Source organism: Halobaculum limi, from assembly GCF_029490015.1.
Taxonomy (GTDB): domain Archaea; phylum Halobacteriota; class Halobacteria; order Halobacteriales; family Haloferacaceae; genus Halobaculum; species Halobaculum limi.
Genome location: NZ_CP120468.1, coordinates 1,700,159 through 1,724,595, shown reverse-complemented (window position 1 = coordinate 1,724,595; position 24,437 = coordinate 1,700,159). Strand labels below are relative to the sequence as shown.

At 65.9% G+C, this 24,437-nt stretch carries 23 protein-coding genes; 17 read left to right on the top strand and 6 right to left on the bottom strand.

Annotation, left to right across the window (positions count from 1 at the left end):
* Positions 1–21 precede the first annotated feature (21 nt).
* From P0D77_RS08555 to dnaJ, 3 genes are all read left to right on the top strand, one after another.
* On the top strand, positions 22–723 hold the full coding sequence (locus P0D77_RS08555; protein ID WP_277552516.1) for an alpha/beta fold hydrolase: 702 nt from the start codon (positions 22–24) through the stop codon (positions 721–723).
* A gap of 174 nt (positions 724–897) precedes the next feature.
* Positions 898–2,814 (top strand): molecular chaperone DnaK, encoded by a 1,917-nt coding sequence (gene dnaK, locus P0D77_RS08550; protein ID WP_277552514.1) that lies wholly within the window; start codon positions 898–900, stop codon positions 2,812–2,814.
* A 168-nt stretch (positions 2,815–2,982) separates the two neighbouring features.
* The gene (dnaJ, locus tag P0D77_RS08545) at positions 2,983–4,164 is read left to right on the top strand and encodes a molecular chaperone DnaJ (protein WP_277552513.1); all 1,182 of its coding nucleotides are present in this window, start codon (positions 2,983–2,985) and stop codon (positions 4,162–4,164) included.
* 39 nt (positions 4,165–4,203) lie between these two features.
* Here the strand turns inward: dnaJ and P0D77_RS08540 are convergent, their stop codons facing one another.
* Both P0D77_RS08540 and P0D77_RS08535 read right to left on the bottom strand, forming a co-directional pair.
* A complete protein-coding gene (locus P0D77_RS08540; RefSeq protein ID WP_277552511.1) occupies positions 4,204–4,743 on the bottom strand; it encodes a CBS domain-containing protein in 540 nt (179 codons plus the stop codon).
* A 49-nt stretch (positions 4,744–4,792) separates the two neighbouring features.
* Positions 4,793–5,155 (bottom strand): DUF555 domain-containing protein, encoded by a 363-nt coding sequence (locus P0D77_RS08535; protein WP_277552509.1) that lies wholly within the window; start codon positions 5,153–5,155, stop codon positions 4,793–4,795.
* 155 nt (positions 5,156–5,310) lie between these two features.
* Between P0D77_RS08535 and P0D77_RS08530 the strand changes: the two genes are divergently transcribed.
* The 6 genes from P0D77_RS08530 to P0D77_RS08505 all read left to right on the top strand — a co-directional run bounded on the left by P0D77_RS08530 (position 5,311) and on the right by P0D77_RS08505 (position 8,040).
* Positions 5,311–5,589 carry a YgaP family membrane protein gene (locus tag P0D77_RS08530; RefSeq protein ID WP_277552507.1) on the top strand — a complete coding sequence of 93 codons (279 nt, stop codon included), beginning with the start codon at positions 5,311–5,313 and terminating at the stop codon, positions 5,587–5,589.
* 247 nt (positions 5,590–5,836) lie between these two features.
* Positions 5,837–6,013 (top strand): DUF7317 family protein, encoded by a 177-nt coding sequence (locus P0D77_RS08525; protein WP_277552505.1) that lies wholly within the window; start codon positions 5,837–5,839, stop codon positions 6,011–6,013.
* 270 nt (positions 6,014–6,283) lie between these two features.
* Entirely contained in the window at positions 6,284–6,481 is a 198-nt protein-coding gene (locus P0D77_RS08520) for a hypothetical protein (RefSeq protein WP_277552503.1), read from the top strand.
* Positions 6,482–6,545: 64 nt separating this feature from the next.
* Positions 6,546–7,271 (top strand): archaeal proteasome endopeptidase complex subunit beta, encoded by a 726-nt coding sequence (gene psmB, locus P0D77_RS08515; RefSeq protein WP_277552501.1) that lies wholly within the window; start codon positions 6,546–6,548, stop codon positions 7,269–7,271.
* A gap of 23 nt (positions 7,272–7,294) precedes the next feature.
* Positions 7,295–7,531 (top strand): hypothetical protein, encoded by a 237-nt coding sequence (locus tag P0D77_RS08510; protein ID WP_277552499.1) that lies wholly within the window; start codon positions 7,295–7,297, stop codon positions 7,529–7,531.
* A gap of 95 nt (positions 7,532–7,626) precedes the next feature.
* Positions 7,627–8,040, top strand: coding sequence for a Rieske (2Fe-2S) protein (locus P0D77_RS08505; RefSeq protein ID WP_277552497.1), 414 nt, complete (start codon positions 7,627–7,629; stop codon positions 8,038–8,040).
* 27 nt (positions 8,041–8,067) lie between these two features.
* On the opposite strand, the gene P0D77_RS08500 is transcribed toward P0D77_RS08505, so the two are convergent.
* On the bottom strand, positions 8,068–9,633 hold the full coding sequence (locus tag P0D77_RS08500) for a glutamate-cysteine ligase family protein (protein ID WP_277552495.1): 1,566 nt from the start codon (positions 9,631–9,633) through the stop codon (positions 8,068–8,070).
* 106 nt (positions 9,634–9,739) lie between these two features.
* Here P0D77_RS08500 and P0D77_RS08495 point away from each other — a divergent pair, with 106 nt between their 5' ends.
* The 5 genes from P0D77_RS08495 to P0D77_RS08475 all read left to right on the top strand — a co-directional run bounded on the left by P0D77_RS08495 (position 9,740) and on the right by P0D77_RS08475 (position 14,189).
* On the top strand, positions 9,740–10,273 hold the full coding sequence (locus P0D77_RS08495) for a DUF6884 domain-containing protein (RefSeq protein WP_277552494.1): 534 nt from the start codon (positions 9,740–9,742) through the stop codon (positions 10,271–10,273).
* 93 nt (positions 10,274–10,366) lie between these two features.
* On the top strand, positions 10,367–12,109 hold the full coding sequence (gene ligA / locus P0D77_RS08490; protein ID WP_277552493.1) for an ATP-dependent DNA ligase LigA: 1,743 nt from the start codon (positions 10,367–10,369) through the stop codon (positions 12,107–12,109).
* Between the two features lie 34 nt (positions 12,110–12,143).
* Positions 12,144–12,347 (top strand): hypothetical protein, encoded by a 204-nt coding sequence (locus P0D77_RS08485; protein WP_277552491.1) that lies wholly within the window; start codon positions 12,144–12,146, stop codon positions 12,345–12,347.
* A 25-nt stretch (positions 12,348–12,372) separates the two neighbouring features.
* The gene (locus tag P0D77_RS08480) at positions 12,373–13,149 is read left to right on the top strand and encodes an MBL fold metallo-hydrolase (RefSeq protein ID WP_277552489.1); all 777 of its coding nucleotides are present in this window, start codon (positions 12,373–12,375) and stop codon (positions 13,147–13,149) included.
* A 98-nt stretch (positions 13,150–13,247) separates the two neighbouring features.
* Entirely contained in the window at positions 13,248–14,189 is a 942-nt protein-coding gene (locus P0D77_RS08475) for a DUF8108 domain-containing protein (protein ID WP_277552487.1), read from the top strand.
* A gap of 6 nt (positions 14,190–14,195) precedes the next feature.
* Here the strand turns inward: P0D77_RS08475 and P0D77_RS08470 are convergent, their stop codons facing one another.
* Together P0D77_RS08470 and P0D77_RS08465 are read right to left on the bottom strand one after the other, a co-directional pair.
* A complete protein-coding gene (locus tag P0D77_RS08470) occupies positions 14,196–15,311 on the bottom strand; it encodes a DNA topoisomerase IV subunit A (RefSeq protein WP_277552485.1) in 1,116 nt (371 codons plus the stop codon).
* Between the two features lies 1 nt (position 15,312).
* Entirely contained in the window at positions 15,313–17,718 is a 2,406-nt protein-coding gene (locus tag P0D77_RS08465; RefSeq protein WP_277552484.1) for a DNA topoisomerase VI subunit B, read from the bottom strand.
* Positions 17,719–17,995: 277 nt separating this feature from the next.
* Between P0D77_RS08465 and gyrB the strand changes: the two genes are divergently transcribed.
* Positions 17,996–19,930: a DNA topoisomerase (ATP-hydrolyzing) subunit B gene (gyrB, locus tag P0D77_RS08460; RefSeq protein ID WP_277552482.1), complete on the top strand. Its 1,935-nt coding sequence runs from the start codon at positions 17,996–17,998 to the stop codon at positions 19,928–19,930.
* Positions 19,931–19,988: 58 nt separating this feature from the next.
* Entirely contained in the window at positions 19,989–22,466 is a 2,478-nt protein-coding gene (gyrA, locus tag P0D77_RS08455; RefSeq protein WP_277552479.1) for a DNA gyrase subunit A, read from the top strand.
* A 226-nt stretch (positions 22,467–22,692) separates the two neighbouring features.
* On the opposite strand, the gene rocF is transcribed toward gyrA, so the two are convergent.
* Positions 22,693–23,595 carry an arginase gene (gene rocF, locus P0D77_RS08450; RefSeq protein WP_277552477.1) on the bottom strand — a complete coding sequence of 301 codons (903 nt, stop codon included), beginning with the start codon at positions 23,593–23,595 and terminating at the stop codon, positions 22,693–22,695.
* Between the two features lie 174 nt (positions 23,596–23,769).
* On the opposite strand from rocF, the gene P0D77_RS08445 reads away from it, so the two are divergent.
* Positions 23,770–24,303: an HTH domain-containing protein gene (locus P0D77_RS08445; protein ID WP_277552476.1), complete on the top strand. Its 534-nt coding sequence runs from the start codon at positions 23,770–23,772 to the stop codon at positions 24,301–24,303.
* Positions 24,304–24,437: the final 134 nt, after the last annotated feature.

The window sequence follows — 24,437 nt, the reverse complement described above, 5'->3', positions numbered from 1 at the left end:
GTCGGCGCTCACACCGACGGTATGGAGTTCACCGTTCACGGTCCCGACGACGGCGACCCGCTTTGTTTCGTGATGGGGTGGGGGAACGCCCCCGACCAACCCGTGGTCGACTGGCTGTTGGAGACGCTCGCCGACGCTGGGTTCCGCACCCACGCGGCGACCATCCCGACGAACGTCGACGACTTCGAGGCGGAGTATCTCGCCCCACTCGCCGACTACGTCGCTGACGGCCCCGACTTCGAGCGGGCGCTCTCACACAGCACGGGCGGCCTCATCGCTGCCCACGCGATTCGGCGGGGCGTCCTCCCCGAGCACACCGTCCACCTGAGTCCGTGGTGGGGACTGCACCCGAGTCAACGGATTCCGTTTCGGCTTCTCCGACGCCTCCCGACGAGTCGAGAACTGGTGTCGGTCGACCCCGACAGAGACGTGCTAGGCAGCCTCGCCGACGAGTCCGCCCGCGATTCGACTGGCCTCGCGCCGTCGTTCGTCCGCGAGATCAGACGGGCACAGACGTCACTCCCCGAGGCGACGGACGCGGAGACGGCGTTCTGCACGTTGACGGACGGCCTCGTCGGCACCGACGCCATCGGTGAGCGACTCCCGGCCGAACGCATCCGCCTGTACGATGGAGGCCACGAGTGTTTCGCGTCGGAGGACCGCGAGGCCATCGTAGCTGACGTGGTCGAATCGCTCCGAGCGGACGACCCGACCGACCGCTGACCGGCGCCGTCGCCGAACCGCTCGCACCGAGTCGAATCGCGGTTCGTGTTAAGCGTTGTTACTCACTCCCACATCGAGATCTGGAAATCGCAAGCGGGCTCTGGGTTCCGGTCAGACCGAGTCACGGTCTGTCTAGTAACGTTTAACGGACTCGCGCCGCTACTCGGGGGCAAGATGGCGACTAACAAGATTCTCGGGATCGACCTCGGGACCACGAACTCGGCGTTCGCGGTGATGGAAGGTGACGACCCGGAGATCATCGTCAACGGCGAGGGTGACCGAACGACGCCCTCGGTCGTCGCGTTCACCGACGACGGCGAGCGTCTCGTCGGGAAACCGGCGAAGAACCAGGCTGTCCAGAACCCCGACCGCACGATCCAGTCGATCAAGCGGCATATGGGTGAGGAAGACTACACCGTCGAGATCGACGGCGAGGACTATACGCCCCAGCAGATCTCGGCGATGATCCTCCAGAAGATCAAACGCGACGCCGAGGAGTACCTCGGTGACGACGTCGAGAAGGCGGTCATCACAGTCCCTGCGTACTTCAACGACAAACAGCGGCAGGCGACGAAAGACGCCGGTGAGATCGCCGGCTTCGACGTCGAGCGCATCGTCAACGAACCGACGGCGGCGTCGATGGCGTACGGCCTCGACGACGAGTCCGACCAGACGGTGATGGTGTACGACCTCGGTGGCGGCACCTTCGACGTCTCCGTCCTCGACCTGGGCGGCGGCGTCTACGAGGTCGTCGCGACCAACGGGGACAACGACCTCGGTGGCGACGACTGGGACGAGGCGATCATCGAGCACCTCGCCGAGGAGTTCCAGAACGACCACGGCATCGACCTCCGCGAGGACCGCCAGGCGCTCCAGCGCCTGAAAGACGCCGCAGAGGAGGCGAAGATCGAACTGTCCTCGCGCAAGCAGGCCAGCATCAACCTCCCGTTCATCACGGCGACCGACTCCGGCCCGGTCCACCTCGAAACAGAGATCACTCGCGCGACGTTCGAGAACCTCACCTCGGACCTCATCGAGCGGACGGTCGGCCCGACGGAGCAGGCGCTGTCGGACGCTGGCTACGACGCCAACGACATCGACGAGGTCATCCTCGTCGGTGGGTCCACCCGGATGCCGCAGGTGCAAGAGAAGGTCACTGAGATCCTTGGGACGGAGCCGAAGAAGAACGTCAACCCCGACGAGGCGGTCGCGCTGGGCGCGGCCATCCAGGGCGGTGTCCTCTCGGGCGACGTCGACGACCTCGTCCTCCTCGACGTGACGCCGCTGTCGCTGGGGATCGAGGTGAAGGGCGGGCTGTTCGAGCGTCTCATCGACAAGAACACGACCATCCCGACCGAGGAGTCGAAGATCTTCACGACGGCCGCCGCGAACCAGACATCGGTGCAGGTGCGCGTCTTCCAGGGCGAGCGTGAGATCGCCGAGGAGAACGAACTGCTCGGCGAGTTCCAGTTGACGGGCATCCCGCCCGCGCCCGCCGGCACGCCGCAGATCGAAGTCGGGTTCAACATCGACGAGAACGGCATCGTCAACGTCGAGGCCGAAGACAAAGGCTCCGGCAACGCCGAGTCGATCACCATCGAGGGCGGTGCGGGCCTCTCCGACGAGGAGATCGACCGGATGCAGGAGGAGGCCGAACAGCACGCCGAAGAAGACGAGGAGCGTCGTCGCCGCATCGAGGCCCGCAACGAGGCCGAGAGCGCGGTCCAGCGCGCGGAGACGCTCCTCGAAGAGAACGAGGAGAACGTCGACGACGACCTCGAGGAGGATATCCGCGAGGAGATCGAGAACGTCCAAGAGCTCCTCGGCGACGAGGACGTCGAGACCGAGGAGTTGGAGGACGCCACCGAGTCGCTCTCGGAGGCACTCCAGGAGATCGGCAAGCAGATGTACCAGCAGCAGGCCCAGGAAGCCCAGGCCGGCGCGGGCGGCGCCGGAGCCGGTCCCGGCGGAATGGGTGGTATGGGCGGGATGGGCGGTCAGGGCCCGGGCGCGGACGCGGCCGCCGACGGCGACGACGAGGAGTACGTCGACGCCGACTTCGAGGACGTGGACGAAGACGACGAGTCGTAAACTCGTCACGCCCGCCTACGAGACCGTTTTTCTCGTGGACGGACCGACGGTGTATGCGGATTTCCGACGGTTCGAGTCACGAGCGACAGCTACGACCACCGACTCAGACCTGTCGACACGCGAGCCACGCGATTGAAATAGGACGAGTGACGAACAGACGAGTAACGAATGAGCGAGGACTTCTACGACGTACTCGGAGTCTCGCGGGACGCATCCGAGGAGGAGATCAAACAGGCGTACCGGCAGAAGGCGACCGAGTATCACCCCGACGTCAGCGACGCCGAGGACGCCGAAGAGAAGTTCAAGCAGGTGAAGAAGGCCAAAGAGGTCCTCACCGACGAGGAGAAGCGGCAGGCGTACGATCAGATGGGTCACGACCAGTTCGAACAGGCCGAGAAGCGCGGCGGCTTCGACGGCGGCCCCGGCGGTGCAGGCGCTGGCGGGATGGGCGGCGGCCCGTTCGGCGGGATGGGCGGAATGGGCGGCAACGGCGGCGGCGGGATGGGCGGTCTCGGCGACATCTTCGAGGAGTTCTTCGGCGGCGGCGGCCGCGGCGGTCGCGGCGGTCCACGCCCCGGCAAGGACCTCCGAACGAACCTCGAAATCGACCTGCAGGACGCCCACGACGGCGTCACCAAGCAGTTCACCGTCGCGCGGCCCACCCGCTGTGACGAGTGCGACGGCGAGGGCCACCCCGACGACGCCGACGTGCGCTCGTGCCCGCAGTGTGAGGGCCGCGGGCAGGTCCGGCAGGTCCAGCAGACGCCGCTGGGTCGCGTCCAGCAGACGAGCACCTGCCCCCGCTGTGAGGGCGAGGGCGAACTGTACTCCGAGGACTGCGCCGTCTGTGACGGGTCGGGCATCACGCGCGAGGAGACGACGCTCACCGTCGACGTGCCCGCCGGGATTCAGGACGGACAGACGCTCCGGATGGACGGCGAGGGCGCGCCCGGCGAACCCGGCGCGCGCGACGGTGACCTCCTCATCGAGGTGCACGTCGAGGGCGACGAGCGGTTCGAACGCGACGGGGCGGATCTGTACCTCACGGAGCCAGTGTCGTTCCCGCAGGCCGTCTTCGGCGACACGGTCAAACTGGAGACGCTCGACGGCGCCGTCGAGTTCGAGGTGCCCGCAGGCACCCAGAGCGGCGAGCAGTTCCGCCTGAAAGGGAAGGGGATGCCGCGCCTGCGCCGCCGTGGGAACGGGAACCTCTACGTGCAGGTGCAGGTCGTCACACCCGAGGACCTCACGAGCGAACAGCGAGAGGCGCTGAAGACGTTCGCGGAGGCTGGCGGCGAGGACATCGACGTGAAGGAAGGCTTCTTCGAGAAGATCAAAAACTCCCTGTAGACGACCGCTTCGACCTCGCTACCCGCACGCAGGCTTCAGTCAGGACAACTGCGCCGCCAAGTCCGCTTCTGTGATGATGCCGACCGCGTCGCCGCTCTCGGTGACAACGACCGCCTTGTAGTGGTCGAGCAGATTCCGAATCTCGTCGACGGTCGCATCCGGGCTGACGGGCGGGAACGACTCCGACATCACCTCGCTGATGGGGAGGTCGGCGGCGTCCTCGCCGGCCTTGTTCACGTCCGAAAACGAAATCGACCCGACAGGCGTCCCGTTCTGGATCACCGGGAGTTGCGAGTACGCCTCGCCTTCCATCAGGGTAACGGCCTCGCGGACCGACTGGTCGGGGGCGACACTGATGACCGATTCGTGCATAATGTCGCTCGCGCGGACGACGTCGCCCTCCACCTCGTCGAGTGCCTCGACGATGCGTCGAAGTGTCGACAGTCGGGGGTCGACGTCGCCGCCCTCGATGCGTGCGATGAGTGGTTGAGAGACGTCGGCACGCTCTGCAAGCGCGCTCTGTGTCAGATCGAGCGACGTCCGCCGCTCACGCAGGTCCTGTGACGTCGGGAGTTCCATACCGAGGAATTACCCGAGGTAATTAAAAATCGTTCGGTCGTTCGAGCGGTTACTCGTCCTCGTCGTCGGCTTCCGTCTCGATGATGTCGATGACGTCCAGGGGAACGTCGCGGAGTGCACCGCCGACTTCGCTTTTCGCGATACGGGTGGCGTGTTCCTCGCTGTCGGCGTTGAAGACGTTGATCTCGAGCATCAGGCCAACGAGTGCGGTCGACGCGGCGATGAACGCGGAGTCGAACGGTTCGCCACAGGCGGGACACGGCGTCGCGCCCACTTCCACGTCGACGAACTCCTTGTTCGCCTCGTTCAGTCGCCGACCGGCCTCGCTCACGGCGACGCCGATAGCGTCGTCGATCGCTTCGACGTCGCGCACCAACCACGCCGCCTCTAGAGCGACGAGATAATTGCTCATACAGGGCTTCACCGACCTGAGGACAATAACCCGTTGATTCACCGGTTGCAGTGAGTGGGAGAATCGCGCACGGTCGAAACGCGGGGACGAGCGACTCGGAAGATAGTGTTAACTCATCACACCCCGTACTAGTACTGCAGATTGGTGACTCAACAATGGAGAAGAACGTCGGTGGATACGACCGTATCGCCCGGTTCGTCGTCGGACCAGTACTAATCGTCGTCGGCGGCGCTGCACTCGGCGGATTCCTCACGCTTGCGGCGGGGACGCTCGGACTCGTGATCGCTGCCATCGCACTCCTGGTCGGCGCAGTCTTGACCGTGACTGCCACGACACAGAAGTGCCCGCTCAACGCGGCGATCGGGCTGAACACGTACGAGAAGCGCGCTGCCCAGCAGTCGCCACCCGACGACGGGAAGCCCAGCGTCAAGTAATCCGCGTGTGGGGAGCACCTCGGCAACAGCGGATCTGAGTTTTTCGGCCCACTCGACTCCCGAGACGGCGCTCAGTGTGCGGAATTCCACGATACCGTGTGAGTTGACGGCGAAATAGTACGAACACCACCAACCCAGCAACCATAGATGTGTATTGGTGCAGAATTGGTGAAATTAGAATACGCTCGTAGTAGAAATTCCGAAAATGCTTTAGTAACGTAGCGCGTCGGCCGAGATAGACGACCAAATGTCTCTGAAAGCGCTGACAACGGCTTCGACGCTGTATCGCGGAACGTCGCTGACGCTCGAACAGGCGGCGGCCCACAGCGGCCTCTCACCCGACGAACTGGCGTCGTACCTCCGCTCACAGCCAGGTGCGCTTGGCCCATCGACTGTCGATACTCGCCAGTCGGCACACGAGTAACCACAGTTCTCTCGACGAATCGACGATTCTCTCCGTTCCTCGAGCACATCGCTCAGCGGATGGGAGCGCGCACGGAACGCCGACGTTCCTCGTAACTTATGCGAATCCCGCGCGTTCGCGCTCGAAATCCATCCGAGCGATCCGCCCGTGTTTGAATAAGCCATTACATAACCGACACGCTCGACAAAATCGCACGACAGCGTGAGGATAACCGTGTATGCAATGGCCACCATACTTATTACCACCAACGATGCGAGGGCTGGTATCGGTATGACTCACGCCGCCCGAACCGTTCGCCACGCCGGATTGAACGCGCTTCACCACCTCACCGTCCTCGCGGGGATCCTCGCGTTCCCCTTCGTCCTCCTCAGCCGCCGCGTCGGCGTTTCCATTCCGATGGGTGCGGTCGTCTCGCGGATCCACGACGCGTACGAGCGAGCGCTCGACAGCGACGAGACCGAGCGATAGCGCTGCGGTCGTGTGAGTTCCGCAAGGGGTGCATTTATCAGCGACGACGCCTTACCGCGAGTCAATGCGACCATCTAGAGACCTCGCGGACATCGACGCTATCGGGGGCGACGAGACTGTGTTCGGCCCGGAACTCGGCGAGTTCCCCAACGCCGACGAACGCCGCGCCCAGTCGACCGGCGAAGGCGAGATGAAGACCGGAACGACCACCGTCGGCCTCCGCACGACCGAGGGCGTCGTCCTCGCGACGGACATGCGAGCGTCGCTGGGTCGGATGGTCTCCTCGAAGGACGTCCAGAAAGTCGAAGAGATCCACCCGACGGGCGCGCTCACCATCGCCGGGTCCGTGTCAGCCGCGCAGAACCTCATCCAGACGCTGAAAGCCGAGACGAACCTCTACGAGGCGCGACGCGGCAAGGACATGAGCATGCAGGCGCTGTCGACGCTCACCGGCAACCTCCTTCGCTCGGGCGCGTTCTTCATCGTCCAGCCAATCCTCGGCGGTGTCGACGACGAGGGTTCGCACATCTACTCCATCGACGCGGCCGGTGGGATGACCGAAGAAGAGTACACGGTCACTGGCTCCGGGTCGCAGTTCGCACTCGGTGTCCTCGAACAGGAGTACGACGAGGACCTGTCCATCGAGGAGGCCAAGCGCGTCGCCGCTCGCGCCATCAAGTCCGCAGTCGAGCGTGACACCGCCTCCGGCAACGGCATCAATATGTGCGTCGTGACCGAGGACGGCGTCGAGGTCACGAAGCACAAAGACATCGACGAACTCACGGCGTAAGCGACGCTGTCCGTCGCCGTTCGATGTTCGATTTCGAGACGCGCTTTTGGATCACCGTCGGCCCTGCACTGGTGAGCATCGCCGTCGGTCTCGCGGTTGGCCTCGCCTTCTCTCGTCCGCTCGTCATCGTCGGAGGGACGTTCCTCGCGGGTGTGTGGGCGGCGCTGGCGTACGCGACCTGCACGTACTTCGGCTACGGGGTCGGCGACGTGCCCGAGTACGACCCGGCCGCCGAACGCGCCGGAGACGGCCCCCGGTAGCACTCAGGAACCGACGCGCCGGAAACCCCGAGAGTCGGCCCCCAGTCGCACCCCCACACAGGTGTTTTTCACTCACCGCCGCGTCCTCGTGGACGATGCCGAACGGAACACGAGTCGCGAGCGTCGAGGAGGTTCCCGAAGTCGGCTCCTACCTGTTCACCGTCGGCGACCGTCACAGCACCGACCGGGAAGTGATCCTCGTCACCTGCGACGAGACGCCGGGCGTCCGCGCGTGGATCAACACCTGCCCTCACGAGTTTCAGCGCCTCGACCGCGGCGACGGCGCGGCGATGCGCGACGGCGAAGTGATCTGTCCGAAACACGGGTCGATGTTCGACGCGTGTAGCGGCGAGTGCGACAACGGCCAAGCGGCGGGAACGACGCTCCCAAGGGTAGAAATCGCGGTCTCGGACGGTGCGGTGTATCTCGTCGACGAAGGGTACACGTACCGTCACGAGGGCGGCGTCGACGACGACGGCCCGGGGTCGACCTCACACCTCTCGTTTTGAGTTCGGGCCGTCGAGGAACGCGAGCGCCTACGCGACCCAGTCGCTGAACGACCCGTCGACGAGCGTGTCGCGTTGGTTGTCGATGTACGCCCGTTGCATCGCGGAGATGGCGTCCGTGAGGTCGGCACCGTCGTCGAGGTGGGCGCGAACGCGGTCGCGTTTCCACGAGGCGGGCGTGGTCGCGGTGTCGACGCGCCAGCGGAGCGGTGCGAGGTACGTCTCCGCGTCGCGTTCGTCGAGGCCAGCGTTCTCTAGGCCGTCCTCGGCGTGGGCGAGGAGGTCGTCGAAGATGGCGACGGGGTCGCTCGTCTCGGTCCCGTCGTTACTCACCCACGAGAGGTCGGCGTCGAAGCCGTCGCGCACGGCGGCGTAGAAGTTGGCTTCGGCGGTCTCCCAGTCCAGATCCGCGACGGGGTGGTGACGGCGCGGGAGGCTCTCCATCAGGCCGGCGAACGCCGCGAGGAACGCGACGGAGTCGCGGACGGTCGGCTGGGCGGGGATCGGACGGAACTCGATGCGGGCGTTCGCGGCCGACCGCGTCGCGCCGTCGAACACCGGGCGGACCCACCGCCAGTAGGTGCCGTGTTTCCGGCGAAGCGTGGCGAACGCGTCGTCGAAGCGGTCGCCCTCCTCGACGGGCATCGGTACCACACTCGGATCGGCGGCGACCCGGTCGGCCGCCTCCTCCACGGTGTCGAGGTCCGCGGGGAACGTCACTTTCTGTGCGTCGTCGCGATTCAACACCGACTCGAACACCGCGATGCGGTTCTCGTGCCAGCCGTCGCGTAGGATATCCTCGGCGTCGACGCCCTCCTCGTACAGGTCCGGCGGGAAGAACGGCGCGTTCACGCCGAGTGCGAGCAACGGACCGGCGATGCGGAGCGCGAGGTTGTGGTACACGGGGATGTCCTCAGCGCTGGCGACCTGGTAGTGGGGCTGGATAGAGGTGATGAGGCTCTCGGGCATCACGGTGTCCGCCACCAAGTCGACGTGGGGCGCGTCGACGGCGAACTCGTCGCGACCGCTGCCGTTCGCCATCGCGTGGTAGCGGACGGACTCGCTCATGTTCGTCGCGAGACGGACGCCGTCGTCGTCGACGGAGTCGGCGAGGTAGCTCCGAGCCGTCTCACCGACAGGCGGGATAGTCCACATCCCGTCGGAGACGAGGCGTGTCCCCTCGGCGCTGGTCGTGTTGAGCGCGGCGTCCAGCCGTGCCCGGACCTCTGAGGCCTGCGCGTGGAGGCCGTCGGCGTTCAACGGTTGGGGACTTGTCGTCATCTCGGCGTTGTGGAGGCCCAGTTCCTTCTCGAACCCGATGAGTTCCAGCATCCGTCGGGGGACGCGACTCAGGTGGTACGCGTCGTTCTCGGCGGACGACCCGCTTGCGGGGTCACCCTCTCGCCAGCGCCCCTCGGAGACGGCGTAGAACTCGTACTCCAGCCCGACGATGGACTGGTGGTTGTCGAAGGTGCCGTCGCGGAGTTCCGCTTTCACCGTCTCCGCGTCGGCTTCGGCCCGTCTGCGGAACGCCTCGGCGTCTGTCTCCAACACGTCCCGGACTCGGTCGGCCAACTCGGGCCCGTCGTCACTCATACCTCTCGGTGTAGCCGCGTCGCTCTTGAAGCCGTTGGCAGACCGATCCAACACCTATCAACGCTGGGAATTAAAACTTATAAATCACGTCTCAGTTGCAGCGAGTATGAACACCGTCGGACTCGTACAGGCAGGTGCCTGTCCGTTTCGGGGGCGCGGACGAGCGGTCGACCGCTACGCGACCACCTTCTTCTCGAAGAAGGCCGACCTCGCCCGGCTGACCTGCGACGACTGGGTCGTGTTGACGGAGGGGAGCGGTGTCGTCGACCCGGACGCAGAGGTCGAGGGCGTCGACCGCGAGTTCACAGCGCTGGACCCCGCTGAACAGGCCCGGTGGTCGATGGCCGTCGTGTCCGAGGTCGCCTCTCGGGTCCGCAAACACGAGTACGACCGCGTCGCCGTGTTTGCCGACCGGCCGACGCGCGACGCACTGAAAGAACGCGGCGGATTGGTCAGTCGAATGGCGGCCGCAGGCGCGGAGACGGTCGAACCGCTCGCGGGCATCGGCGACCGCGAGCGACAGGAACGGTGGCTCGACGAGCAGTTGGCCATCAGACGGGCGGAAGATTCGGCGGCGAACCCGGATCGCAGCGTGGAGACGGCCGACGCGGCCGACGAGAACTCCGACGGCACGATCTGACGACGGTGTTTCTCCGTTGGGTGTCGCGAGTGCCAGTCGACTGGCGAACCGAGAGTCGTCGGAGTTAATCTCGTCGCCCGACTCCGGTCAGGTATGGAGTTCGCAGCGTTCGCTGAGCGAGCGGAGGCGATGGCCGCCGAGGACGGCGACCTCGCGACGGTCGGCCTCGTCGCCGAGTCGCTCACCGCCGCGGGCGACGACCTGGGTATCGTCGCACGATTCCTCCGCGGAGCGGTGTTCCCCGGGTGGGACGGACGAAAACTGTCGGTCGGACCGTCGCTGTGTCACGAGGCGTTGGCCCGCGCGGCGGGCGCGAACGTGACCGCCGACGACGTGGAGACGCGTCTCGCGGAGACGGGCGAAATCGGCGCCGTCGCCGCCGGCCTCGACTTGGGCGGACAGACCGGCCTCTCGGCGTTCGGCGGCGGCACCGGCGGCGGCGACCTCACCGTGCGCGAGGTGTACGACGACCTCGTCGCGGTCGCAGAGGCGACCGGCGACGGGAGCGAGTCCGTCCGCCTCGACACGCTGTTCGGCCTGTTCACCCGTGCGAGTCCGACCGAGGCGAAGTACCTCGCGCGACTCGTCCTCGGGGAGATGCGCCTCGGCGTCGGCGGCGGCGCGCTTCGCGACGCGACGGCCGAGGCGTTCCTCGACGCCGCCGTGACGACGCCCGCCGACGAGCGTGAGGAGGACGACCGCACCGCGGAACTGATCGGCCTCGTCGAACGCGCCCTCCAGGTGACCAACGACCACGGTCGGGTCGCGGAACTCGCTCGCGACGAGGGCGAACCAGGCCTACGCGATGTCTCTCTAGCGGTGGGTCGTCCCGTTCGGTCGATGCTCGCGCAGGCGGGCACCGTCTCCGATGCGCTCGACGCCTGGGAGACGGCCGCCGTCGAGACGAAGTTCGACGGCGCACGGGTGCAGATTCACTACGAGGATGCCGCCCACGACGACGACACGGCGGACGCCGAGACTGGCCCCGTCTCCATCTACTCGCGAAATATGGAGGACGTGACCGCGGCGCTGCCGGAACTGGTCGAACACGTCCGCGACCACGCGACGCCGCCAGCGATCATCGACGGCGAGGCGGTCGCCGTCGACGACGACAGCGAGCCACTTCCGTTCCAAGAGATCCTTCGTCGCTTCCGCCGGAAGTACGACGTCGATCGGATGCGCGAGGAGGTCCGCGTCGAGTTACGGGCGTTCGACTGCCTCCACGCCGACGGCGACGACCTCTTGGATGCACCGCTGACCGAGCGACACGACCGCCTGCACGAGACGCTGGAGGCGGGCGTCTCGGAGTTGCTCGTCTCCGCCGACGCCGAAGCGATCGAGTCGTTCGAGGCCGACGCTCTGGAGGCGGGCCACGAGGGCGTGATGCTCAAGCGGCCGGACTCGACGTACTCGCCGGGCGACCGCGGGAAAGACTGGCTCAAGCGCAAGCCCGACGTGGAGACACTGGACCTGGTCGTCACCGGCGCGGAGTGGGGCGAGGGTCGCCGCGCGGAACTGTTCGGGACGTTCGAGGTGGCCGTCCGCGTTGGTGACGACTACGCCACCGTCGGGAAGGTGGCGACCGGCATCAGCGACGAGGAGTTGGCCGACCTGACCGACCGCCTTGAACCGCACGTCACCACCGAGTCGGGACAGACCGTGACGTTCGCGCCCGAGGTGGTGTTCGAGGTGGGCTACGAGGAGATACAGACCTCGCCGACGTACGACTCGGGGTACGCGCTGCGGTTCCCGCGCTTTCTCGCGGTCCGCGAAGACAAGCCCCCCGCCGACGCCGACGACCTGACGCGCGTACGTCGCCTCGCCGGCGACGAGTGACAAGACACTATGCGGGGGCGCTCCTCGCGCCGGTATGGACGTTCGTCGGACCATCGCGGCGTTCCCGTTGCAGGTCCTGCTCGGCGCGGCGACGTTCGTGGCGCTGGTGGCGACGCTCGTCGTCGCCTCCGGCGGCGCGTCGCTGGCGCTGACGCTCAGGCTGGCCGCGCTGACCACGGTGCTGTTCGTGTTCGCCGTCGGCTTCTCCGCGGGACCGCTCGCGGAGCGGTACTTATAGACGGCTCACGCCCGCACTCGTGCGTATGACCGTCAGACACGACGACCTGCGGGTGACGTGGTACGGCTACGCGACCGCGCGCATCGAGAGCGAGGACGGAACCGTGGTCTACACTGACCCCGGCCGCTACGGCGTGCTCTCGGGTGAGTGGACCCCGCCAGGCGGTGGCAACCCGAAGGAGGCCGCCCATCCCCGCGCGACCGACCACCGACCGATGGACGCCGACCTCGTCGTCGTCACGCACGACCACCACTACGACTCGGAGGGCGTCGAACGCGTCGCCGCAGACGACGCCACCATCGTCGTCTACGAGGGCGTCGACGCAGCGAACATCGACCGCGACGTGAAACCGGTCGAGGAGTTGCCGTTCGACGTCGTCCGCGTCGGCGAGGAAGACCACGTCGCCGTCGACGGCGTCGGCGACGTATGGTCCGTCCCGGCGTTCAACGAGGCGGGTGGCCCGCACGCGAACGACGACGGCTCCCTCCCACACCCGAAAGGGCTCGGCGTCGGCTATCGCTTCACCGTCGGCGAGGCGGGAACCTCGGTATTCTGGCCGGGTGACTCCGACGCACTCGACGCGTTCGCGGAACTCGACGTGTCGCTGTTCCTCGCGAACATCTCGGGGTCCGTCTGTATGAGCGGTCCCGAGGCCACCGACCTGGCCGAGCGGATGGACCCCGACCTCGTCGTCCCCATCCACTACAACACACAGGCGTTCCTCGAAGCCGACTCCGCGGCGTTCGCCAGTGGCGTCGCGAAGCGGGCGGTCCCAGTCGCCCTCGACGAGTCGACCGAATAGCCCGACACCGCGCCGACGCGGTGTTGTGTCGACCGCTGGTCTCCGCTTCCCGTCGCCGCGCAAACGCTTTCCAACTGCGGAACCATAGTTCGTATGAAATGTTCACACCCACGTCCGGCCCGCAGGCGTGCCCCCACTGCGGGGGCGACGCCGCCGCGGGCGACCGCGTCCGTTCGGACTGTGGCGGGGTCGGCGACGGCGACGCACGATCGATTGCGACCGACGGCGGCGTCGACAGCGGCCCGCAGACGGTGACTCACGAGGACCGCGCGTGGCTTCGCCGCCGCACCGCCGACCTCAACGCCGCCGGGTGGCGAACCCTCGAAGACGACGGCGACCGCGTCGTCTTGCGCAAGCGAGGGTTCGGGCGTTTGCCCATCCACGTCATCGTGTTTCTGCTGACTGGCGGCATCGGGAATCTGTTGTACGCCGCCTACAGCCTCACCGTCGGCGCGTCTCGCCGAACCGTCCACGCCGACGGCACCGAGCAGCGAGTCAACGAGGGGCCGTCGGTCGACTTGCTCACGGTCGGTGCCGTCGCGGCGGCGGTGCTCGCGTTGCTCGCCGGGGTGGTGTGGGTCGGCGTCGCCGCCCTCCTCGGTCTGTCGGCGGCCGCGATGGTGACCGGGGCGCTGTTGTTCGTCCTCACGTCGCTGGCGATGGCGCTCGCGCCGACGGTGATTCGGACCGGCGTCGAACCGGTGTCGACGTTCGGCCGCAAGAAGTCTATCGAGCGCGAACGCGTCCGCAACCCACCAGAGCCGTGTGCCGCCTGTGGAAAACGCATCTTCCACGGCGAACGCCGCGGATACGCCGAGCGGCGATACGTCGCCGGGATTCCAGTTGCGACGACCACCTCGGGCGAGAACACCTACTGTGCGGCGTGCGCAGACGAAGTGAGCGGGCCGTTCGCCGACCACGAAATCGAGGCAGAACTCGACCGGATGCGGCGAGAGTCACAGTCGCCCGACGCGGGGAGTGCAGACGCGCAACGCCGCCGCGACACTCGAGAGCGCGAACTGGAAGCGGAACTTCAGTGACAGTGCTCAGAGGACGCCCATCTCCCCGAGTCGCTCGGGAAGGTAGGTGTCGGTGACGAAGTCGAGGCCCTGTGCGGCGAGTGCCTGCTGTTCGGCCTTCTTCCCGATGTCGAGCTGGAGTTCGATCTGCTCTTCCCAGAAGTCGGTCTGGAAGCGCGGGTCGTCCAGTTCGGACTCGAGGGCGTTCACGTCCGAATCCGCGAGTGGGTCGGTCGGCAGGTCGTAGTCGACGATGTCCTGCGGGCGGATGCCGACGTAGCGAGCCTCCGGCGTCGCCAGGTACTCCGAGAGGTGTGCGGATTTGATCGACCCGTAGGCGACCGACCCGAAGATGCGGTACGACCACGGGTCGCCGTCAGTGAACACCACGACCGGTAGGTCGAGTTCGTCGTGCAGGCGCTTCGTAATCCGACGCGTCGCACGCGCCGGTTGGCCCTTCAGGTGGACGACGAGGCAGTTGTAGTCGGTGTCGAAGCCGTTCTCGATGAGGCGGTCGCGCATCCCACCCGTCTCGACACAGAGGACGAAGTCGATGTCGTGATCGAGAAACTGGATCGTGTCGGGGTTGTTCGGAATCTGGTAGCCCCCCTCGCCGACGTCCTCCTGACAGTGGATGTCGCGTTCGCCGCGGCGGGTCTGCTCACGCAGTTCGAGTGGGCCCATCAGCGTCGCGCCGGACTCCTCGGGACGCATATGGAAGTCCTCGCGAGTGACGCCCGAGACGATCTCCAGATCCTCGACTAACTGATTCGACTCGTCTTGGTCGGAGAAGCCGGCTTCGTCAGAGTCCCACGACTCCGAGAGGTAGTACAACTCACGCAGCGTCGACGAGCGGTCTTCGTCGAGTTGCTGCGCGAGGAAGTCGATGGTGTAGGCGGCCTTCAGAAGTTTCCGCGCGCCGCGCACGGAGTTGGCCGACCGCGTCGACGTGCGGTCGCCGTACACCCAGACGCCGGAGTCTTCGTCGAAGACGATGTTGCTCTTCGTCCGCGTCGGCAGCGTCATCTGCGGGATGTCGCCGCGGTTGAACTGGTCGTAGATGTCGGCCGCCAGATCGATCAACTGCTCGCGGGCCTCCTGTTCGTTCAGTTTCGTGTCGGATTCGGGTGTGTCTGCGCTCATATCAGGCGTTCACGGTGAGTTTCTCGGTCTCGATACCGTCGACGTTCACGTCGAACTCCGCCTCCTCTCCTACGGTGTACTCGAGGACGGCCTCCTCGCCGCTGGGGACGGTCGGGTTCCACTTGACGAACCACTCGCCGTCGAGGTCGACGACGGTCGCCTCCTCGGGCACGTCCGTCGGTTCGACGCTGACGATGTCGGTCACGTCGGGTTCCTCGGTGCGGTCGGAGTGGTTCTCGACGATGAGGCGAACGGTGTCGCCGTCGCGTTCGCGTTCGACGCCGACGTTGTTCATAATGCGCGCCATCGCACCGTCGATGTTCGGGCGGTTGCGGCCCGTGACCTCCGCCACTTTGTCGGCCATCTCGGGGAGGATACGCCCGAGGACGTCCTGCTTCTCGCGACGCTTCTGCATCGAGCGCCGCTTCTTCAGGTAACTCTTGAGTTCGCGGGCGGCCTCCCGGACCGCGAGTTCGATCTCGTCTTCGATGGCTGGGATGTTGGCGAGGGCGTCTTTCGACTCGCTGGTGAACGGCACGTTCGTCGAGGCGACGTGGATCATAATGACGGCCGGGCCGTTCGGCATCCCCGATCCACCCGGTTGGTCGAGGCCGTAGTTGCGCCAGCCGATTCGCTTGACGACATCGGTCGTCGCACACGCCCCGCGCTGGTAGACGAGGGGGACGCGGTTGGCGAAGCGAAGCAGGTCGACCTGTCCGCCGTCTTGGAGTTCGCCGCCGTAGGCGATACCAGCCTCGACGATGAACGGGTCGCCGCCGTGCACCTCGGCGTCGCGCGTCGCCGCCGCGTAGAAGTCGGCGTCGAACTCCTTGCGGAGGCCGGCCTCGACCAGTTGCGAGGTGATGGGTGCGAGACAGTCGGTGGGCGGGGCGAGGATGTCCGTCTCGCGCATCGCCTCCAACAGTTCGGAGGCGGTGTCGCGGTCGTCGGCCGTCTCGCGCACCTTCGGCACCTCGTCGGGGACGGTGACCATCCGCGACCACAGTGCCTCGACGACGTTCTCACGAGCGGTGTCGCCGAAGGTGGCGTCGTCGAACTCCTCGGTGTCGTCCGCGGCCTCGTCGACGAGTTGGAGCAGGCGCTTGTGCGTCGCCCGCGAGCGCTCGTCGCCGGCGGCGAACCGGCGTGCGAGACGCTGGGCCATCCCCGCGACGACCGCGTCGTCTTTCCGAGTGGAGGTGGCGTCGTCGACGATGGGGTAGAGGTCGTCGGTGAGTTCGTCCTCGTCGGCCTCTTCGTCGAAGGCGGTTATCGACGCCCACGCCGCCTCGACGGCGTTCTCGCGGACTGTTGCGCCGAAGCGGGTGCCGTACTCCTCCTGTGCGGCCTCCGCGACGTTGTCGACGACTTCCTGGAGTTCGCTGTAGGCCGTGCGGTCACGCCCCGCGAGCGTACTCGCTACCTCGCCCGCGAAGAAGTCCGTGGCCTCTGCACCCTTGTTCGAGACGGCCGCGGACAGTGCCGCCGTGACGGCCGACTCGTCCGCGCTCCAGCCGAGTTCGCGGCCGAAGTGGCGGTCGCGGAAGTTGTCACACACCTTGTCGGCGGTCTTGCGGCCGACGCGGGTGAACTCCTCTTGGAGGAACCCGGAGACGGAGTAACTCTCGGTCGCCTCCAGCATCTTGATCAGCGTGCCGAGTTCGACGCCGTGCGGGTGCGGACGGATCTCTTTCGTCTCGGCAGGGAGTTGGTCGGTCGCACGCTCGAACTTCAGCGGTTCGTCGATACCGGGTTCGCGAAGTTCGAGGCGGGCGTGGGGGTTGACGACCGCGGTGTGTTTGATGTAGTCGTGGAGTTGGGTGCGGGCGCGCATATTCGCCTCCATCTCCACTTCGATGCGCGTCCCGTGCGAGCGGTCCCACGAGGTGGTCCGCTCGGCTTTGATTTCGGGTTCGTTCGTGTCCGTGTCGATGATCAACTCAAAGTACTGCGCGTCGGCCTCGCCTTTCGGCCGGGAAGTGATTTTCGCGGGCTTGCCGGAGGTGAGTTGGGAGTAGAGGACCGCCGCGGAGATACCGATCCCCTGCTGCCCGCGCGACTGCTCGCGGGCGTGGAAGCGACTCCCGTACAGCAGTTTCCCGAACACCTTCGGGAGTTGTGCCTTCGTGATGCCGGGACCGTTGTCCTCGACGACGAGGCGGTAGTAGTCGCCGACTTCGCGGATTTCGACGTAGATATCGGGGCGAATGCCTGCCTCCTCGCAGGCGTCGAGTGCGTTGTCGACGGCCTCCTTGACGGCGGTGACGAGGCCGCGTGCACCCGAGTCGAACCCGAGCATATGCTTGTTCTTCTCGAAGAACTCGGCGATGGAGATCTCTCGTTGGCTCTCTGCCAACTCGTCGGCGATCCCCTGGTCCTCGCCGAGTTGCGACTGGAACGACGTCATTCTCGTGGCCTCTCCTTTCCGACGTGGGCTTATAACCGTGTCCTCACCGCAGTGAAAGTGAATCGTGGAGGAGCAGCGGCGAGGCCGATGAAGTATTGAGATCCCAACTATTCTCGGCTGACCGCGCGTTCAGGACTCTCTGCGGTCCACAGCAGAGTCGAATCTCGAACCAAAGGGGGCGGGACGAACGTGACCACCGGACGGTATCACGGACCGTTTGCGCGCGCGCGTGGGAGGACTTATATCCGGGGCACCGTTATGTCCACATAAGGTTCCTATGTCAGATTCAGGGGATAGTGAGTACGGCGCGGGGCAGATCCAGGTGTTGGAAGGCTTACAAGCCGTCCGCAAACGCCCGGCGATGTACATCGGTTCTACGGATACCCGCGGCCTGCATCATCTGGTCTACGAGGTCGTGGACAACTCCATCGACGAAGCGCTCGCCGGCTACTGCGACGAGATCGAGGTGACCATCCACGACGACGGCTCCGTCTCGGTCTCCGACGACGGTCGCGGCATTCCGGTCGACACACACGAGAAGTACGACCGCCCCGCCTTGGAGGTCATTATGACCGTCCTCCACGCGGGCGGGAAGTTCGACAACAAGTCGTATCAGGTCTCCGGTGGCCTCCACGGTGTCGGCGTCTCCGTCGTCAACGCGCTCTCACACTGGTTGGAAGTCGAGGTGAAGCGCGACGGCTACGTCTGGAAGCACCGCTTCGACCACGGCGAACCCCAGGTCGACGAGTTCGAGCGCGTCCGCCCGATGGACGACGACGAAGAGACGGGCACGACCATCCAGTTCTGGCCCGACACGGACATCTTCGAGACGACGGACTTCTCGTTCGACACGCTCGCCAACCGACTTCGGGAACTCGCGTTCCTCAACTCCGGCGTCACCATCACGCTCACCGACGAGCGCGACGGTACCGACGAGACGTTCCACTACGAGGGTGGCATCCGCGAGTTCGTCGAGTACCTCAACGAGACGCGCACGCCGCTGCACCGCGACGTCATCTACTTCGCCACAGACGAGGACGCGGAAGACGGCTCCGTGCTCGTCGAGGTGGCGATGCAGGCGACCGACGAGTTGCAGGGGTCGGTCCACGCGTTCGCCAACAACATCAACACGCGCGAGGGCGGCACCCACCTCACCGGGTTCAAGACCGCACTGACGCGCGTCGTCAACGACTACGCCAACGCGAACGGCCTCATCGGCGACCTCGACGGCAACCTCAAAGGCGAGGACGTCCGCGAGGGGCTGACCGCCGTCATCTCGGTGAAACACCCGGACCCGCAGTTCGAGGGGCAGACGAAGACGAAACTCGGCAACAGCGAGGTCCGTGGTATCGTCGAGTCGGCAGTCCACGAACACCTCGGGACGTTCTTCGAGGAGCACCCCGACGTGGCCGAGACGGTCGTGAACAAGGCCGCCGAGGCCGCCCGCGCCCGCAAAGCCGCGAAGAAGGCCGAAGAACTCACGCGCCGCAAGTCGGCGCTGGAGTCGACGGCCCTCCCCGGCAAACTCGCGGACTGCCAGACGCGCGAACCCGAGGACTCGGAACTGTTCATCGTGGAGGGTGACTCCGCCGGTGGCTCCGCAAAACAGGGGCGCAACCCCGAGTTCCAGGCAATCTTGCCGCTGGGCGGGAAGATCCTCAACGTCGAGAAGCACCGCCTCGACCGGGTCTTAGAGAACGAGGAGATCCGGAACATGATCACCGCCGTCGGCACGAGCATCGGCGACGAGTTCGACATCGAGGAGGCGCGCTACCACAAGGTCATTATGATGACCGACGCCGACGTCGACGGCGCGCACATCCGCACGCTCCTGCTCACGCTGTTCTACCGGCACATGCGCCCGCTCATCGAGGCGGGATACGTGTACGCCGCACAGCCACCGCTGTACCGCATCCGCTACCGCGGGCAGACGTACGACGCGATGACCGAGGCCGAACGCGAGGCCGTCGTCGAGGAGAAGTGCGACGGCAACCCCGACCAGGTCCAGCGGTTCAAGGGGCTGGGTGAGATGAACCCCGAGCAACTGTGGGAGACGACGATGAACCCGGAGAACCGCGTCCTCAAGCAGATCACGATCGACGACGCCGCCGCCGCAGACCGGATGTTCAACGTCCTGATGGGCGACTCGGTGGAGCCACGCAAGCAGTTCATCAAAGAGCACGCACCCGAGGCCGAGTGGGTGGACATCTGATGCGACCGACGAAGACGATGCAACGGACACGACGCACGCACGAGACGGAGGTGTACCGATGAGTTCAGACGCCCCAGTCAATCCCGAAGACGTCCGCGCCGCACAGATCAACCGCGTCCGCATCGAAGACGAGATGGAGCAGTCGTACATCGACTACGCGATGTCGGTCATCGCGGGTCGAGCGCTCCCCGACGTCCGTGACGGTCTCAAGCCCGTCCACCGGCGCATCCTCTACGCGATGCACGAGATGGGCGTCACCAGCAATACGAGTCACCGGAAGTCCTCGTCCGTCGTGGGCGAGACGATGGGTGATTACCACCCGCACGGCGACCAAGCAATCTACGACACGCTGGTCAATATGGCCCAGGAGTTCTCGATGCGCTACCCGTTGGTCGACGGCCAGGGGAACTTCGGGTCGATGGACGGCGACCCCGCCGCGGCGATGCGGTACACGGAGGCGCGGATGGCGAACATCGCCGAGGAACTGCTCGAAGACATCGAGAAAGACACCGTCGACTTCAGTTCCAACTACGACGACCGCCTACAAGAACCGGACGTCCTCCCGGCGGCGTACCCGAATCTCCTCGTCAACGGATCGACCGGTATCGCGGTCGGGATGTCGACGAAGGTGCCGCCGCACAACCTCGGTGAGGTCATCGACGCGACGATCGAACTCATCGACAACCCCGACGCGGAGATTGCGGACCTGATGGAACACGTCAAGGGGCCCGACTTCCCGACCGGCGCGAACATCGTCGGGCGCAACTCCGTCCGAAAGGCGTACACCACCGGCCGCGGTCGCGTCCGTGTCCGCGCGGAGATGGACGTCGAGGAGTTCGGCAACGATCGCAAGCGCATCGTCGTCACCGAACTCCCGTATCAGGAGAACAAAGCGCGCATCGTCGAACGCATCGCCAACGACGTGAACGAGGGCGTCATCGAGGGCGTCTCGGACCTGCGCGACGAGTCCGACCGCGACGGCGTCCGCGTCGTCATCGAACTCAAGCGCGGCGCGAACGTCGACGTGGTGAAGAACCAACTGCTGGAACACCACCTCGAATCCACGTTCGGCGTCATCAACCTCGCGCTGGTCGACGGCCAGCCGAAAGTGCTCACGCTGAAGGAGACGCTCGAACACTACATCGACCACCGCAAGGAGGTCGTCACCCGGCGCTCGGAGTTCGACCTGCAGGAGGCCGAAGACCGCGCACACATCCTCGAAGGTCGGCTGAAGGCGCTGGAGAACGTCGAGGACGTCGTCGAGACGATTCGTGAGAGCGAGAATCGCGACGCCGCGAAAGCCGCGCTCCGGCAGGGCTTCAACTTCAGCGAAGAGCAGGCCGAACACATCGTCCGGATGCAACTCGGCTCGCTCACCTCGATGGAGGCCGCCGAGATCGAAAACGAGTACGAGGACGTGCAGGCGACCATCGAGCGCCTCAACGAGATTCTCGGTTCCGAGTCGGAACTGCTGAAAGTCATCAAGACGGAACTGCGCGAGATCAAAGACCAGTACGACGACGACCGGCGCACCGGTTTCGTCGAGGACACTGGCTCTGTCACCCACGAGGACCTCATCCCGGAGGAGGAGTCCGTGGTCGTCCTCTCGGAAGACGACTACATCAAGCGGATGCCCGCGGCCGACTTCCGCGCGCAGAATCGCGGCGGGAAAGGCATCATCGGCGCAGACCTCAAGCAGGGTGACCGCGTCTCGTCGGTGTTCCTGGCGTCCACACACGACTACCTGCTGTGTTTCACCGACAAGGGGCAGGTGTACCAACTGAAGACGTACCAGGTGCCCGAGATGGGGCGCACCGCCCGCGGGAAATCCGCGGTGAACGTCCTCGACTTAGACGACGACGAGGACCTCACCGCGGTCGTCAACACGGCCGACCTCAACGGCGACGAGTACCTCACGATGGTCACCGCTGGTGGCTACATCAAGCGCACCGCCGGCGACAACTTCGAGAACATCCTCTCGACGGGGATTCGCGCCATCTCGCTGGAGGACGACGACGCACTCGTCGACGTGGAGGTGACCGACGGCGACCGCGATCTGGTCATCGGCACGCGCGACGGGATGGCCATCCGCTTCGACGAGAGTGAGGTGCGCGCGATGGGCCGCACCGCCCGGGGCGTCCGCGGCGTCAAACTGGAGGGTGACGACCGAGTCGCCGGCTTGGCTGCCATCGACGAGGAGACCCACAACTGGGTGTTGACCGTCACCGCGAACGGCTACGGGAAACGGACGGACCTCGACCAGTACCGGAGACAGAGTCGCAACGGGAAGGGGCTCATCGACATCAAGACGAACCAGCGAAACGGTTCCGTCTGCGCGGTGGAGGCCGTCACCTACGGCGACCACCTGTTCGCGATGAGCGCCGCCGGGCAGATTATGCGCACTCGCGTCGAGGACATCTCGACCATCGGGCGCAACACGATGGGCGTCACCGTGATGGACTTAGACGAGGGCGACACCGTCGCCGCCGTCGACGTGCTCTCGGCCGAACGAGTCGACCCCGAGCGAGAAGCGTAACTCGCTCGCGTCGAAGGCGACCGCATCGCCACGCTGCGATCTTTTGAGACAGTCACAGAACGCAATTCGCGCGTTCGGAATCGAACGGCTTCGAGCGCTCGGGGGCCGCCCGAACGTTCGACATCCCGGCATCGCACCCGTCCACTGCGGGCGGTGGCGCCCACAAACGTGTTCTACATAAAAGCGTGCCCAGGAGTCGACAGTCGAGTGACTGGACGAACCGCCGTTACAGGATGCGCTTGCCGAACGCGCTCGCGACCAGTTCCGTCGCCAGCGACGCCGTCTCGTTCGACTCGTCGAGGACGGGGTTCACCTCGACGACCTCCATCGAACGGACGGAGTTGGCCTCTGCGACGAGTTCCATCGCGTGGTGCGCTTCACGGTAGGTAGCGCCCCCGCGGACGGGCGTCCCGACGCCGGGCGCGATGGTCGGATCGAGCCAGTCCATATCGAGGCTGACGTGGACGCCGTCGACCCCGTCGGCGGCGACCGAGAGGGCCGCTTCGACGACGTCGGTGATGCCACGTTCGTCGATGTCGGACATCGTGTACGCCGTCATCTCGGAGTCGCGGATGGCCGCCTGTTCGGTGTCGTCGAGGGCGCGGAGGCCGACGTACGCCACGTTCTCCTCGCTCAGTCCAGGGGCGTTGGCCCACTCGACACCGTCCCACTCGTTGTAGCCGAGCGCCGCCGCCAGCGGCATCCCGTGGACGTTGCCCGACGGCGAGGTGGTCGGCGTGTTGTAGTCGCCGTGCGCGTCGAACCACACCGCGCCGATATCGGCGTCGCGGGCGCTCCCACGCAGCGATCCGATGGCGATGGAGTGGTCGCCACCCAACGCGAGTGGAGTGTCGCCGTCGTCGATGGTGGCCGCGACGCGGTCGGCAAGCGCCGTCGTCACCTCCTCAGTCTCACGGAGGAACTTCGCGTTCCCCTGACTCGGCGGGCGTGAGTCGGGGTCGCGTTCCTCCGCACGCGGCACTGTGAGGTCGCCGTCGTCGACGGCGTCGACGCCCGCCGCCGCGAGCGCATCCGAGAGGCCGCCGTAGCGGATGGCCGAGGGGCCCATGTCGACACCGCGTCGGTCCTGACCGTAGTCGGTCGGGACGCCGATGATACGAACGGTCATACCCCAAGCGGCGGTGTCCGGGGGCTTCAAACACGGTGGTTCTGACCGACCGCACCGTCGTCACGAGATTCGGCCACCCCCGTGCCGTCGGCGGATTGACGTTTGAATGAGGCGGCGTCACGTCGCCGTACCGGGTCCGTGGTTTTAAGCGGTGGCCGGTAAAACCATAAACAAATGTCGTCCATCGAACTCACGGACAGCCAGCGGAAGATCCTCAACGAACTGGTCAACCTCTACCGCGAGGAGGAAGACGCGGTGAAAGGCGAGACTATCGCCGACGCCGTCGGGCGCAACGCCGGTACGATTCGCAACCAGATGCAGAGCCTGAAAGCGCTGCAGTTGGTCGAGGGTGTACCCGGGCCGAAAGGCGGCTACAAGCCGACCGCGAACGCCTTCGAAGCACTCGACCTCCAGAGCCTCGACGAACCCGCGTCGACGCCGCTGTTCCACAACGGCGAGAAGTTAGAGAACGTCAACGTCCAAGAGATCAACCTCACCTCCGTCCACCACCCCGAACTGTGCCGCGCGGAGATTCACCTGCAGGGGTCGGTCCGCGACTTCCACGAGGGCGACGACGTGAGCGTCGGTCCGACGCCGCTGTCGAAACTCGTCATCGACGGTACGCTCGACGGGAAGGACGACACCGCCTCCGTTCTCATCCTCAAGATCGACGGGATGGAAGCGCCCGCAGAACCGCCCGAACACTGATCGGCGGCCGGATCTACGGAGTCAGATAGCGAGTCGTCGCCACGTCCTGCCGTGTGCGCTAGCCACGACAGCGATCAGCGTGACGACGAACGCGACAGCAGTGTTGGAGACGGCGTCCGCTGGTGAGTCTCGAC